The sequence below is a fragment of the Sphingobium sp. DEHP117 genome (genome assembly GCF_030867385.1).
Classification (GTDB): domain Bacteria; phylum Pseudomonadota; class Alphaproteobacteria; order Sphingomonadales; family Sphingomonadaceae; genus Sphingobium.
On record NZ_JAPFBJ010000001.1, the window covers coordinates 1,176,943 to 1,190,927 of the forward strand.

The 13,985-nt window shown below is 63.8% G+C and carries 13 protein-coding genes; 9 read left to right on the top strand and 4 right to left on the bottom strand.

Annotated features, from left to right (window positions below):
* Nucleotide 1 precedes the first annotated feature (1 nt).
* From OOT33_RS05840 to OOT33_RS05850, 3 genes are all read left to right on the top strand, one after another.
* Entirely contained in the window at nt 2-202 is a 201-nt protein-coding gene (locus tag OOT33_RS05840; RefSeq protein WP_307749055.1) for a zinc-finger domain-containing protein, read from the top strand.
* Between the two features lie 99 nt (nt 203-301).
* Complete coding sequence (tldD, locus tag OOT33_RS05845) at nt 302-1,744, top strand: metalloprotease TldD (protein ID WP_307749056.1); 1,443 nt, start codon at nt 302-304, stop codon at nt 1,742-1,744.
* A 142-nt stretch (nt 1,745-1,886) separates the two neighbouring features.
* Entirely contained in the window at nt 1,887-3,116 is a 1,230-nt protein-coding gene (locus OOT33_RS05850; RefSeq protein ID WP_307749057.1) for an FAD-dependent monooxygenase, read from the top strand.
* On the opposite strand, the gene OOT33_RS05855 is transcribed toward OOT33_RS05850, so the two are convergent.
* The gene (locus tag OOT33_RS05855) at nt 3,052-4,551 is read right to left on the bottom strand and encodes an EAL domain-containing protein (protein ID WP_307749058.1); all 1,500 of its coding nucleotides are present in this window, start codon (nt 4,549-4,551) and stop codon (nt 3,052-3,054) included. The two genes, OOT33_RS05850 and OOT33_RS05855, sit on opposite strands and share 65 nt — an antisense overlap.
* A gap of 277 nt (nt 4,552-4,828) precedes the next feature.
* Here OOT33_RS05855 and OOT33_RS05860 point away from each other — a divergent pair.
* The 3 genes from OOT33_RS05860 to OOT33_RS05870 all read left to right on the top strand — a co-directional run bounded on the left by OOT33_RS05860 (nt 4,829) and on the right by OOT33_RS05870 (nt 6,852).
* Nucleotides 4,829-5,589 (top strand): IS5 family transposase gene (locus OOT33_RS05860; protein WP_307748392.1). Its coding sequence is split into 2 segments (ribosomal slippage): nt 4,829-5,165 and nt 5,165-5,589, totalling 762 coding nucleotides; the frame shifts between segments, so codons are not numbered across the junction.
* A 149-nt stretch (nt 5,590-5,738) separates the two neighbouring features.
* The gene (locus OOT33_RS05865; RefSeq protein WP_307749059.1) at nt 5,739-6,173 is read left to right on the top strand and encodes a UrcA family protein; all 435 of its coding nucleotides are present in this window, start codon (nt 5,739-5,741) and stop codon (nt 6,171-6,173) included.
* A gap of 214 nt (nt 6,174-6,387) precedes the next feature.
* Nucleotides 6,388-6,852 (top strand): Hsp20 family protein, encoded by a 465-nt coding sequence (locus OOT33_RS05870; protein WP_307749060.1) that lies wholly within the window; start codon nt 6,388-6,390, stop codon nt 6,850-6,852.
* Between the two features lie 86 nt (nt 6,853-6,938).
* Here OOT33_RS05870 and OOT33_RS05875 read toward each other — a convergent pair whose 3' ends face one another.
* Together OOT33_RS05875 and secG are read right to left on the bottom strand one after the other, a co-directional pair.
* On the bottom strand, nt 6,939-8,573 hold the full coding sequence (locus tag OOT33_RS05875) for a CTP synthase (RefSeq protein ID WP_307749061.1): 1,635 nt from the start codon (nt 8,571-8,573) through the stop codon (nt 6,939-6,941).
* 92 nt (nt 8,574-8,665) lie between these two features.
* Entirely contained in the window at nt 8,666-9,058 is a 393-nt protein-coding gene (gene secG, locus OOT33_RS05880; RefSeq protein WP_307749062.1) for a preprotein translocase subunit SecG, read from the bottom strand.
* Between the two features lie 159 nt (nt 9,059-9,217).
* Here secG and OOT33_RS05885 point away from each other — a divergent pair, with 159 nt between their 5' ends.
* On the top strand, nt 9,218-9,466 hold the full coding sequence (locus OOT33_RS05885; RefSeq protein ID WP_307749063.1) for a hypothetical protein: 249 nt from the start codon (nt 9,218-9,220) through the stop codon (nt 9,464-9,466).
* A 23-nt stretch (nt 9,467-9,489) separates the two neighbouring features.
* Here the strand turns inward: OOT33_RS05885 and tpiA are convergent, their stop codons facing one another.
* Nucleotides 9,490-10,233 (bottom strand): triose-phosphate isomerase, encoded by a 744-nt coding sequence (gene tpiA, locus OOT33_RS05890; RefSeq protein ID WP_307749065.1) that lies wholly within the window; start codon nt 10,231-10,233, stop codon nt 9,490-9,492.
* 270 nt (nt 10,234-10,503) lie between these two features.
* Here tpiA and OOT33_RS05895 point away from each other — a divergent pair, with 270 nt between their 5' ends.
* A complete protein-coding gene (locus OOT33_RS05895) occupies nt 10,504-12,453 on the top strand; it encodes a peptidyl-prolyl cis-trans isomerase (protein ID WP_307749066.1) in 1,950 nt (649 codons plus the stop codon).
* A gap of 9 nt (nt 12,454-12,462) precedes the next feature.
* Complete coding sequence (gene trpE / locus OOT33_RS05900; RefSeq protein ID WP_307749067.1) at nt 12,463-13,983, top strand: anthranilate synthase component I; 1,521 nt, start codon at nt 12,463-12,465, stop codon at nt 13,981-13,983.
* The last annotated feature ends 2 nt before the right edge of the window (nt 13,984-13,985 follow it).

Consider the following 13,985-nt stretch of genomic DNA (forward strand, 5'->3'; position numbering starts at 1 on the left):
CATGAGCAGCCAGCCCGACCCCTACCGCCCGGAAACCATCCGCACCGACAAGCGCCGCATCGCCTGCGACGGATCGGGCGATATTCCCGCCGCGCTCGGCCATCCGCGCGTGTGGCTGGAAATCGACGAGAGCGGCGCGGCGGAATGCGGCTATTGCGACCGGCGGTTTGTGCTGATCGGCGGGCCGGCCGACACGCATTAGGAGCATCGCGCGAAAAAGTGGGAACCGGTTTTTCGCAAACAGCGATGCGAAGCCGAATTCAACTATGGCGAAAGCCGCGTCATTGCTTATATCCGAAGCATGACAGACAGCTCTTCCCAATATACCGATGCCCGTGGCCTGCTCTATCGCGACGGGATGCTCGACCCCGATGGCGCGAAACGTCTTACCGCCGCCGCCCTCAAGAACTGCGACGATGGCGAGCTCTATCTGCAATATCGGGCGACCGAGAGCTTCGGATTTGACGACGGGCGGCTGAAAACAGCCGATTATTCGACCGACAAGGGCTTTGGCCTGCGCGGGGTTTCGGGCGAGATGACGGGCTTTGCCCATGCCAACGAGATCAGCGAGGCAGCGATCAACCGCGCGGCGCAGACGCTGAGCCTGCTCGATCCGGCGAACCAGTCCCCCGCCCCGCCCCCGACGCGGACAAACCGGCATTTGTACACCGAGGCCAACCCACTAGAGTTGGTTCCCTTCGCCGAGAAGGTGGCGCTGTGCGCCAAGATCGACGCAGTGGCGCGTGCCGCCGATCCCCGCGTCTCGCAGGTGTCGGTCAACCTCGCGGGCAGCTGGTCCGTGATCGATATCGTGCGCGCCGATGGCTTTACCGCGAGCGACATCCGCCCGCTGGTGCGCCTCAACGTCTCTGTCATCATGGAGGAGAATGGGCGGCGCGAAACCGGCGTGTTCGGCGTCGGCGGGCGTTATCTCTATGACGGCGTGATGGAGGAAAGCGTTTGGCGCCGCGCGATCGACGAGGCGATAAAGCAAGCGCAGACCAACCTCCGCTCGGTCGATGCCCCGGCCGGTGAGATGCAGGTGCTGCTCGGCTCCGGCTGGTGCGGCGTGCTGTTGCACGAAGCGGTCGGCCATGGGCTGGAAGGCGATTTCAACCGCAAGGGCACCTCGGCTTTTTCCGGCCGCATCGGCGAGCAGGTGGCGGCCAGGGGCGTCACCGTGGTGGACGATGGCTCGATCTTCGAGCGGCGTGGTTCACTCTCGATCGATGACGAGGGCACGCCGACGCAGGAGACGGTGCTGATCGAGGACGGGATCCTCAAGGGCTATATGCAAGACCGATTGAACGCGCGCCTGATGGGCGTTGCGCCCACGGGCAACGGGCGGCGCGAGGATTATGCCCACGCGCCGATGCCGCGCATGACCAATACCTTCATGAGAGGCGGCGAGGACGACCCGACGGAGCTGCTCTCCCGCGTGAAGGACGGTATCTATGCCAAGAGCTTTGGCGGGGGGCAGGTCGATATCGTATCAGGCAAGTTCGTGTTTTCCTGCACCGAGGCCTATCGCGTGAAGAACGGCAAGATCCTCGACCCGATCAAGGGCGCGACGCTGATCGGCGACGGGCCGGAGGCGATGAGCCGCATCAGCGGAATCGGCAACGACATGGCGCTGGATGAAGGCATCGGCATGTGCGGCAAGGCGGGCCAGAGCGTACCCGCAGGCGTGGGCCAGCCGACGCTGTTGATCGACCGGCTGACGGTGGGGGGAACCGGGGGATGACCTTTCGCGTCATTCCGGAAGCCTATTTTCTGCAATCTTCGATGGACAAGAGAATCGCGCTATCCGGAATCCAGCGACATGTGAAAAGGTTCAGCGGGATTCCGGATCAAGTCCGGAATGACGAAGATTTAGAGGTCTTCCCATGAACGATCGGCGCTTTGATGTCATCATCATGGGCGGTGGGCTGGTTGGCCTGACGCTCGGCATCGGCCTTTCGAAACACGGAGTCTCGTGCGCGGTGATCGACCCGGCGCAACCGGACGCCACGCTCGCACAGAATTTTGACGGGCGCGTTTCGTCTATCTCCAGCGCGAGCTGGAAGCTGTTTCAGGCGATCGGCATCGCCGAGCGGCTGGAAGGCAGGGGCTGTGCGATCGAGCGCATCTGGGTTTCCGACGGGTTGCAGCCGGGCACGCTCGATTTTGCGCCACCGCAAGACGACGACACGCCGATGGGCATCATGTTCGAAAACCGCGAGACGCGGCGGGCCCTGCGCGAGTGCGCCGAAGCGGCAGAGCACCTCACGCTGTATCAACCCGATAGCGCCTTGCATGTCGACCGCAGCATTGAGGGCGTTTTTGTGACGCTGGCGAGTGGTGCCAAGCTATCCGGCTCGCTGCTTGTGGGCGCAGAGGGGCGCGCCAGCCCGACGCGCGAGGCGGCGGGCATCACGGTCGCGAAATGGGCCTATGATCATGTCGCGATCGTCACCGCGTTTCATCATGAGGTCGATCACGCGGGCACGGCCTACGAGATTTTCTACCCCGGCGGGCCGTTCGCGCTGCTGCCGATGCAGCCGGCATTGCCGGGCAAACACCGGAGCGCCGTTGTCTGGACCGTGCCCTCTGCCCACGCACCCGCCATGCTGAAGCTGGGCGAGCGCGGATTCCTGGCCGAGGCGCAGAAGCGGATCGGCGGTTTTCTGGGTGAGATCAGCCTTGCAGGGCCGCGCTCCAGCTATCCGCTGGGCTATCATCGGGCAGCGCGCATCACCGACACGCGCCTGGCGCTGGCCGGGGACGCAGCGCACGGCATCCATCCGATTGCGGGACAGGGCGTGAACCTGGGTTTTCGCGATGTCGCGGCGCTGATCGAGGTCATCGTCGACGGTATGCGCCTCGGGCTGGAACCGGGCGATGCGCAGCTCCTCACCCGCTATCAGCGCTGGCGCAGCCTCGACACTCTGTCGGTCACGATGGCGATGGGCGGGCTGGTGCGCCTGTTCGATGTGCCGGGGCGGCTTCCTTCGCTTGTCCGGCGCGCGGGGCTGGCGGCGGTGCAGCGAGCCGGGCCATTGAAATCCCGTTTTATGAACGAAGCGCGCGGCGAGAGTGGAGCTCTGCCTCGGCTGCTGGCCGGGGAGATGGTGTAGCGGCGGGAGCAGCGGACCGGGTGGCGGCGGTCCATGCGGTGCCATTGCGGGTGATGAGATCGGTCATCTGATCGGCCGGGACAGCTTTGCTGAAATAATAGCCCTGCCCCACGGCGCAGCCCAGCCCTCGCAATATATCTGCAACGCTTGCCGTCTCAATACCCTCAGCGATCACAGGCAGGTCAAGATGGTGGGCCAGCCCGATCATGGCCTTTGCCATCTTCAGCTTGTCTGCATCATGATCTATATCCGTGATGAAGGTGCGGTCGATCTTGATCTTGTCAAAAGGCAGCAACCGCAGGTGATGCATGCTGGCATAGCCGGTGCCGAAATCATCAAGGCCGATCTTCATCCCCTGGTTTTTGAACGACTCGATGCTGCGGGTGGCATTTGGCTCGTCTGAGATGATCGCGTTCTCGGTTATCTCGATCGCAAATCTTTGCGGCGCAAAGCCGTTGCGCGTGAGCGCGGCAAGGATCTTGTGGCTGAGCCATGGATCCTGGAACTGCACCGGCGAAATGTTGATCGCGATCGTGAGGTCGGAGCGCCATTTGCGCGTGTCCTCGCAGGCTTGGTCGATCAGGCACAGCATCAGATCGGTGATGAGGCCGCACTCTTCGGCGATCGGAATGAACTGATCCGGCCCGATGTCATAGCCATCCTCGCGCGGCCAGCGGGCAAGCAATTCCACCCCGATCAGCGCGCCGGTCTCGAGATCGACGAGCGGCTGATAGAACGGCACAATCTGCTTGCACGCAACCGCCGTGCGCAGATCAACCTCAAGCGCGGCGCGCGCCTTGATATGCTCGTCCATCGCCGCTTCGTAGCAGCGGCATTGATTGCGCCCCGCTTCACGCGCGCGGTTCAGGGCGACATCCGCAGCGCGCATCAGGCCCAGATGATCTTCTGCGTGCGCAGGGAAATGAGCAAGGCCCGCGGTTGCACCGATATAGTGCACGAGCCGCTGGTCTTCGAACGGCTCCGTCATCATCCGGACGATGCGCCGCGCCGTATCCTCGGCGTGCGCCCGGTCCAGCCCCGTTATGTCCATCACCACCGCGAACTCGTCGCCGTCAAGCCGATAGGCGGTGTAATCCGCCGACTTGTTGTGAGCCAGCCGCTGGGCGACCTGGCGCAGCAGCCTGTCGGCCGCAAGGTGCCCATGCATGTCGTTCACCCATTTGAAGCGATCGAGATCGAGATAGATCAGCGCGATCTGCCTTTTGCCGGGGCCGGAGGCAAGCAGCTTGAGATTGTCTCTCAGCGCCGCACGATTGGGCAGGCCGGTAAGGGGGTCATGATACGCCATCATGCGCACCTTCTGCTCCGCCTTTTCCCGGGCGGAACTGGCGAGGAGCATTTCCCGATATCGCCGCCATGCGAATATGGCGATGCCGAACGCAGCGAGAATGAACGCGAGTATTACCGAATCCATCTCGGTATCGGGATTCTGCTGAATCCACTCAAAGAAGCGATCACAGGTTTCGGTCCGCTCGATTGCAAACCAGACCAGCCCCGCAGAAAGCGATATTAAGGTAAAGTCTTGTTTTGCCGAAGAAATATATCGCATTTTGCTTTTACATCCCCTTCGGCACTGGAGCATTTCTTTGATATTAGACGCCCTCAATTCTGGTTTTATTATCCACTAGGGTCAGGACCCATTGATTATCGGGCTGCAATGTGATTCAGGCGCGCAGTAAGGAGCCTGAGAGATGCGTGATTTGTTTTGGCTGACGGACGAGCAGATGGCTCGGCTTCAGCCCTATTTTCCGAAAAGCCATGGTCGCCAGCGGGTTGATGATCGACGGGTGTTAAGCGGGATAATCTTCGTCAATCGCAATGGATTACGGTGGTGCGATGCGCCAAGGGAATATGGCCCGGCGAAGACGCTTTATAACCGCTGGAAGCGCTGGGGAGACAAGGGTGTCTTCGTCCGGATGATGGAAGGCCTAGCCGCACCGCAGGCTCCCGAACGCAAGACGGTCATGATCGATGCAACTTATCTCAAAGCCCACCGCACGGCGTCCAGCCTGGCGGTAAAAAGGGGGAAGCTGGACGCCTGATCGGGCGCACGAAGGGTGGCATGAATACCAAGCTGCATGCCGTCACCGATGCAAACGGTCGCCCAATCAGCCTCTTCATAACCGCAGGTCAGGTCAGCGATTATACAGGGGCCGCCGCCCTGCTCGACACCCTCCCCAAGGCACAGTGGCTGCTGGCTGATCGGGGTTATGATGCGGACTGGTTCCGTGATGCCTTGCGGGAAAAGGGCATCAAACCCTGCATTCCGGGCCGTAAATCCCGGAACAAAGCCGTCAAGTACGACAAGCGCAGATACAAACGCCGCAACCGCATCGAGATCATGTTCGGTCGCCTCAAGGACTGGCGGCGTATCGCAACACGCTATGACAGATGCCCAACCGTCTTTCTCTCGGCCATCGCCCTCGCTGCTACCGTCATCTTCTGGCTCTGATCAATGAGTCCTGACCCTAAGGGTTAATTTTCTGGTTGCGGACCGGGTAAATCCCCCGCCCAACCGGGAACCTGATGGCAGCAAACGGGTTCTTGCCCCTGTGGGGTGGTAACACGCCGCATGTCTGCGGCGACCCAGGAGATGAAGCCATGCACCACCGTTTTCTCATCACGGCATCCCTCATCGGCACCGCGTTTATCGGCGGCACGCTCGCCCAGGCGCAAAGCTCGACGACGGCGGACACCGAGGACATCGTCATCACCGGCAAATATGGCCGCAGCGCGGACGACATCAAGTCGCTCTCGCAGTCCGTCAGCTATGCCGACCTCGATATCAGCACTGCGGAAGGCAAGAAGATGCTAAGGCAGCGGGTGAACCTCACCGCGCGCTGGCTGTGCGAAAAGCTGGGCGAGTCGGACAGCTCGACGCCGCCGGTGCCGTCATGCCGCCAGGCTGCGGTGAGCGATGCCATGGCGCGCGTCGGCACGCTCGAAGCCGGAGCTGCACCGCGCGGCACCACGTGGACGGCGCCCGCAGCATGGAAGGCGCCTTATCCGGCCGACTGGTCCACCAAATATCCCTGATCCCGCCCCGAGCGGCACCCGTTAGCTCCCAAGCGGCAATCGGCGTCTTCCAATGGGGAGGCGCCGATTGTTTTGGGGCGAAAATACACCCCTTGAAACCCCATGCACCCTTCCTAAATCTCCTGTGTCCGGGCGCTGAAGCGGCGGACATTTTGGCCGGATGCCATGATGGATCCGGCGCAAGTGCAACTCGCTCAACAGAGGAGATATGACTATGCGTGGATTTGACCTTACCCCCTATCGCCGTTCGACCGTGGGCTTTGACCGCCTGTTCGACCTGATCGAGAACAATGCGCGCGCGGTTCAGGGCGATAATTATCCCCCGTTCAACATCGAGCGTCTTTCCGACGACAAGTACCGCGTGACGCTCGCCGTCGCGGGCTTCCGCGAGGATGAGCTCGACATCGTGGCCCAGCAGAACCTCCTGCAGGTATCTGGCCGCAAGGCCGAGATCAGCAACGACGAGCGCGCGAAGTTCGTGCATGTCGGCATCGCCAACCGCAGCTTCGAACGCCGTTTCGAGCTCGCCGATTTCGTGCGAGTCGAGAGCGCGAACCTTGCCGACGGCCTGCTGACGATCGAGCTGGTGCGCGAGGTGCCCGAGGCGATGAAGCCGAAGAAGATCGCCATCAATGGTGGGCAGATCGTCGAGATCGGCAAGCAGAGCGACGCGGCTTAAGTCGAGCTTTTGGATCGCGGGGCGGGTTTAGAAGGCTCGCCCCCACCCCAAACCCCTCCCCTCAAGGGGAGGGGCTTTTGTTTGCATCAGACCAGGCGGCTTTGCTTCACTGCGGCCTCGATGAACCCGGCGAACAGCGGGTGCGGATCGAACGGTTTGGATTTCAGCTCCGGGTGGAACTGTACGCCGATGAACCACGGGTGATCCGGACGTTCGACGATCTCGGGCAGCTGGCCGTCTGGCGACATGCCTGAGAAGATCAGCCCGCCCTTCTCGAGCGGCTCGCGATAGGCGGCGTTGACTTCGTAGCGATGGCGGTGGCGTTCGCTGATGTCCGTGCCGCCGTAGATGCCCGCCACCACGCTGTTGCCGGTGAGCTTTGCATCATAGGCGCCCAGCCGCATCGTGCCGCCCAGATCTCCCTCGGCGCTGCGCTGTTGCAGGCCTTCCGCGCTCATCCACTCGGTGATGAGGCCGACGACCGGTTCTGACGTTTCGCCAAATTCGGTGGTGGAGGCATGAGCGATGCCGGCGGTATTACGCGCGCCCTCGATGCACGCCATCTGCATGCCGAGACAGATGCCGAAAAAGGGAACGCCGCGTTCGCGCGCGAAGCGGACCGAGGCGATCTTGCCCTCCGAGCCGCGAACGCCGAAGCCGCCGGGCACGAGGATGCCGTGCATCGGCTCCAGCCGCGCGGCGATGTCGCTGTCCGGTTCCTCGAACAGCTCGGCATCGATCCAGCGGATGTTGACCTTGACCCGGTTGGCGAGCCCGCCATGCACCAGCGCCTCGTGCAGCGACTTGTACGCATCCTGCAGGCCGACATATTTGCCGACGACGCCGATCGTCACCTCCCCCTCCGGATTGGCATAGCGGTCCATGATGTCGAGCCAGCGGCTCATTTCCGGCTCTGCCGCGCCCTCAATACCGAAGGCGCGGAGCACTTCCTCGTCCAGCCCCTCGGCGTGATACTGCGCCGGGACGGAGTAGATGTTGGGTGCGTCTAGCGCAGGAATCACTGCCTCGGTTCGGACATTGCAGAAGAGCGCGATCTTGGCGCGCTCGCTCTCCGGCAGCGGCTGTTCGCAGCGGCAGAGCAGGATATCGGGCTGGATGCCCAATGATGTCAGCTCGCGCACGCTGTGCTGGGTCGGCTTGGTCTTCAGCTCTCCGGCGGCGGCGATATAGGGCACGAGGGTCACGTGCACGAAGATCGACTGACCGCGGCCCAGATCGTTGTGAAGCTGGCGGATCGCCTCCATGAAGGGCAGGCTCTCGATATCGCCCACGGTGCCGCCGATCTCGCACAGAACGAAATCCAGCCCCTCGGTATCGGCCAGCGCGAACGCCTTGATCTCGTCCGTCACGTGCGGGATCACCTGAACGGTGGCGCCGAGATAGTCGCCGCGCCGCTCCTTGGTGATGATCGTCTGATAGATGCGACCCTGCGTGACATTGTCCGACTGGCGAGCCGAGACGCCGGTGAAGCGCTCATAATGGCCGAGATCGAGATCCGTCTCCGCGCCGTCATCCGTCACATAGACCTCGCCATGCTGATAGGGCGACATCGTGCCCGGATCGACATTGAGATATGGATCGAACTTGCGAATGCGTACGCGATATCCCCGCGCCTGCAGCAGGGCTGCGAGCGAAGCGGCCATCAGGCCTTTGCCGAGCGAGGAGACCACGCCGCCGGTTATGAAAATATACCGCGCCATGGGAGGGGAGGATTAGCCTTATTCATGAGGGTTGGGCAAGCGCGCGATGCGGCGCGCCTGCAATTAAATTGCTTGACTAGGTAAGTGCGCGGTTATTGCGCGAGCGGAACCGCGCCGTTGGCCGCGCCCTGCGGCGGTGCCTGGCCCACGCTCTGCGCCGCCCCGGCGAGCGGATCGCCGTTTGCAGGCGCGGCAGGTGCCTGCTGCTCCAGCGGGGCGCCGCCCTGCTTGGCGAGCGAGGTGTCAATCTGCGACGGAGCGCGCTTCACCGACGCCAGCACGGCGAGCGCAATGCTCAACATGACGAAAACGGTAGCCAGCACGGTGGTGGAGCGCGTGAGGAAATCCGCCGCGCCGCGTGCAGACATAAAGCCGGATGGGCTGCCGCCCATGCCCAGCCCCCCGCCTTCGGAGCGCTGCATCAGGATAACGGTGACGAGGCAGGTTGCAATGATCGCCTGCACCACGAGAAGAAATGTGAACATGAAACTTTATCCGTTATCCTGTAAATGCTGGTCCGGCCTTAGCGGGGAAGCGCGAGCGGTTCAATCCGTAAGCAGCCCCGCGAGCGCGGCACACTGGAAAATCCCGTGAAGAGAGCGTATATTCAGGAGACTTTTACAGCCTTTTGATAGGATTTCACTGTGCAGAACATGGGCGCGACCGACGAGCAATGTCCGTTTGAATTCAATTTCGATCCGGCAAGCTTCCGTAAAGGCGATACCGTCAGCTACCGTGTGACCGGAAGCCTTGAGGGTTTTCCCTTTGTAGGCACCCTCTTGGAAGTCCATGATGATCATGTGATCATCAGCGACGATCCGGCCCACCCGGAGCATGGCGTACGCGGAACGCGCGAGAGTCGCCCGCTTGTCCAGCATACCGAATTCGATTGATCGCTCTGATATGGTAAGGCGAGCTAGCTCGCCGCCGCGATTACCGGGCCGAATTTCGCCGCCGTGAGGCTCGCGCCGCCAACGAGGCCGCCGTCGACATCCTCGAGCGCGAAGATTTCGGCCGCGTTCTCGGCATTGACCGAGCCGCCGTAGAGGACGCGCATTCCGGCGGCGACTTCTGCCCCGGCCAGCTCCGCGAGCTTGCCGCGGATGCCACCGTGCATCTCGGCGATCTGTTCCATCGTCGGTATGCGGCCGGTGCCGATCGCCCAGATGGGTTCGTAGGCAATCGAGAGCCAGTCCGCAGCCGCGCCTTGCGGTAGCGACTCGGCAAGCTGATTGAGCACGAAGGGCAGCGCCTCGCCCGCATCGCGCGTCTCGAGGCTTTCGCCGAGACACAGAATGACCTGCAAGCCTTCCGCCTTCGCGGCCAGCGCCTTGGCGGCGACATCAGCGCTGCTCTCATGCTGGTCGGTCCGGCGCTCGCTGTGGCCGACGATGACTTGAGTGGCGCCCGCTTCCTTCAGCATCGCGGCGGAGAGGCAGCCGGTATGCGCGCCATTTGCCTTTTGATGGCAATCCTGCGCGCCGATGAACGCCACGCCTGCCTTATCTGCCGCCGCAGTGATCAGCGTTGCGGGCAGGCACAGGCCTACTTCGACGGCGGGATGCTCCGCAGCGACCGCGCCGATCGCCTCGACATCGGCAAGCTGCGCACGCAGGCCGTTCATCTTCCAGTTGCCGACAACGAGCATCCTGCGGCTCATAGTTCCTCCGATAGTTCATGTTGATCCGAAACAGGCCGCTGCGCGGGCGTTTCGGATGATCGGCACCAGCCCGCTCCCCCACCCAACCTCCCGACAGGATATCTTATGGGAGGTTGGGTGGGGGAGCGGGCCGGAACCGTTTCTATTGCCGCGATTAGCGCCCACGCGCCCAAAGTCCAGTCCCTGCTTGTCGGAACGCGCGCCAGCCCCTAAAGCGACTTTGATTTTTGCAGAGGCCGCCCACCAGCGGATCACAGGCAGGACGGGTAGATGATCGGTTTTTTTCGGCGCATCATGGGATCGAAGTTCGGTGCGGTCTTTGCGCTGCTCTTCCTCGCGACGGTGGCGTTCGCGTTTATCGCGGGGGACATCACCAGCGGCAAATACAGTTCCTTTACGCCGTTCGGAGCAGGGACCGCCACCCGGATAGGGAGCAAATCGCTGCCCGACACCGAGGTGCAGGCACGGGTGCAGCGCGCGTTCGAGCAGCAGCGCCGCGAGAATCCCGGCATGAAGATCGACGACTTTCTGAGCCTTGGCGCCGTGCAGGGAATCTACAGCCAGCTCGTCACCGCCCTTTCGCTTGAAGAATTCGGCCACAAGCAGGGTATCCATATCGGCAAGCGGCTGATCGACGCCGAAATTGCGACCATTCCCGCGTTCCATACTGCCACCGGCAGCTTCAGCCAGGAGCTGTTTCGCCAGGCGCTGACCACGCAGGGCATCAGCGAGGATGCGCTGCGCAAGGACATCGCCCAGCAGCTGACCGGGCGCATCGTCGCGGCACCGGCGAGCTTTGGCGCGCGGATGACGGACAGCCTGGTGCTGCCCTATGCCTCGCTGTTGCTGGAGGCGCGCGAAGGGCGGATCGCAGCCATCCCCGCCGCCGCGTTCAGGCCCACCACCGCGCCGACAGACGCGCAGCTCGCCGATTTCTACAAGAGCAACGCCGCGCGCTACATGATCCCGGAACGGCGCTCGTTCCGCTATGCCATTGTCGACGCCAGCCGGTTTGAGGCGGCCGCGAACCCGACCGAGAGCGAGATCGCGGCCTATTATGCCAGCCGCCGCGCCGATTATGCCGCCCGCGAGACGCGCGACATTCAGCAGCTGATCTTCCCGATCGAGAGCGCAGCCAGGGCTGCCGCAGGGGCGGCTTCGCTCTCCGCAGCGGCTGCGGCGAGCGGGCTTGAGGTTTCTTCGCTCAAGGCAGTATCCAAGGCGGATTACGCCAAGGCCGCCTCGCCCGCAGCCGCCGACGCCGCGTTTGCCGCGCCGCAGGGCAAGGTGACGGGGCCGGTCAAGCTCGCGCTCGGCTGGGCACTGATACAGACGAGCGCGGTGCAGAAGATCGCGGAAAAGCCGCTCGCTACCGTGAGGCCGCAGATCATCGAGACGCTGAAGACCCAGAAGCGCGCGACGCTGCTCAGCGATTTCGTAGCCAAGGTGGAGGATGGCATCGCCAACGGCACGACTTTCGACGAGGCGGTGAAAGACAATGGCCTTGCGGTCGAGACCACGCCGGTGCTGCTTCCCACCGGGCAGAATGTTAACGATCCGGCCTACAAGCCGTCCGCAGACATTGCTCCGATGCTGAAAGCCGGCTTTGCGATGGAGGCGGATGACGACCCGCAGTTCGTACCGATTACGCAAGGGACGCGCTATGCGCTGGTGCGCGTGGGAGACATTGTTGCCGCAGCGCCGCCGCCCTTGGGGCAGGTGAAGCCGATCGTCGCGCAGCATTATCTGCTGAGCCAGGGAGCGGCAAAGGCGCGGGCGCTGGCGCAGACGATCCAGGCGCAGGTCGCCAAGGGCGTGCCGCTGGAAAAGGCGATGGCGGGTGCGGGCGTCACCCTGCCGCCGGTGCAAAAGGTCGCGGTGCGCCGCGCCGACCTGTTGCGGCAGGACCAGCGCGTTCCGGCGCAGCTATCGATCCTGTTCGCGATGACGCGCGGCAGCGTGAAGACCATGCCGATTCCTGAGGATCAGGGCACCTTCCTGATCCAGCTCGACAGCGTGGCGCAGGGCGACGCCGCCAAGGTGCCGGGGCTGGTAGACCGCGTGCGTGCAGACCTTTCGGGCCTGGCGGGTAACGAATATGCCGAGCAGCTTGCACGCGCCGCCGAGCGGGAGCTGGGCGTGAAGCGCAATCCGGCGACGGTCGGCCATGTCACCAAGGCGCTGCGCGACGCCAATGGCGCGACCGCGCCCCAGCCCTGAGCCATGCCGATGGGGACGACCGCAGCCGCCGCTTCGCTGGACGCTATCCGCGCCGCCCTGGGCGCGGGCCGGTCCGCGCTCGTCTGGCGCAAGCTGATTGCCGACACGGAGACGCCGATTTCGGCCGCGCTGAAGCTGATGCAGGCCGAGCGTGGCGACTTCCTGCTGGAGTCGGTCGAGGGTGGCGCGGTGCGCGGGCGATACAGCCTGCTGGGCGTCGACCCTGATCTGGTGTTTCGCGCGCAAGGTGACAGCGCGCAGATCAACCGCGCCTGGATGACCGACCGAGAGGCGTTCGCCTCGGTGGAGGGCGGCGCGCTCGATGCACTGCGTGCGCTGGTGCGCGAATGCCGGGCGGAGATGGACCCCGCCCTGCCCCCGGCGCTCGCCTGCCTCGTCGGCCATTTCGGCTATGAGACGATCGGGCTGGTCGAGAAGCTGCCCCGCCCCGCGCCCAACCCGCTCGCCATACCGGATATGCTGTTTGTGCGCCCGTCGGTGATCCTGGTGTTTGACAGGCTGGAGGACGCGCTGTTCCTCGTCGCGCCGATCTGGGCCGGGAGCTTTGCGGACCCGGAGCGTGCTATCGAAACGGCGCAGGAGCGGCTGGACGCCACCGCCGCGCGCCTCGCCGGGCCGGTGCCGCCCGCCGAGCAGATCGATACGCCCGACGAGGTCGCGTTCACGCCGGTGCTTGCCGACGGCAAATATCGCGACATGGTGCTCGCCGCGCAGGATTATATCGTCGCGGGCGATATCTTTCAGGTGGTGCTGGCGCAGCGCTTCACCGCGCCGTTTCCGCTGCCCCCGCTTGCCCTCTATCGCGCGTTGCGGCGGATCAACCCCTCGCCTTTCCTTTATTGCCTCGACATGCCGGGCTTTGCCCTGATCGGCTCCAGCCCCGAAATATTGGTGCGTGCGCGCGACGGCGAGGTGACGATCCGCCCGCTTGCGGGCACACGGCCGAGGGGCAAGACAGCGAGCGAGGACGCCGCCAACAAGGCCAGCCTGCTCGCCGACCCGAAGGAGCGCGCGGAGCACCTGATGCTGCTCGATCTTGGCCGCAATGACGTGGGCCGCGTGGCGGCGGCGGGCACGGTCAGCGTGACGGACAGCTACACGGTCGAATTCTATAGCCATGTGATGCACATCGTCTCCAACGTGGTGGGGCGGCTGGGTGAGGGAAAGGACGCGCTGGACGCGCTGTTCGCAGGGTTTCCGGCGGGTACGGTTTCGGGCGCGCCCAAGGTCCGCGCCTGCGAGATCATCGCCGAGCTGGAGCCGGAAACGCGCGGCGCCTATGCGGGCGGCGTCGGCTATTTCGCGCCCGATGGCAATATGGACAGCTGCATCGTGCTGCGCACCGCCGTGCTGAAGGACGGCGTGATGCATGCGCAGGCGGGAGCGGGCATCGTGGCGGACTCAACGCCGGAATATGAGCAACGCGAATGCGAGGCCAAGGCCGGCGCGCTGATGGCGGCGGCGAAAGAGGCGGTGGCGCTCAGCCGCCAGGCCGGATATGGGCAGTGACG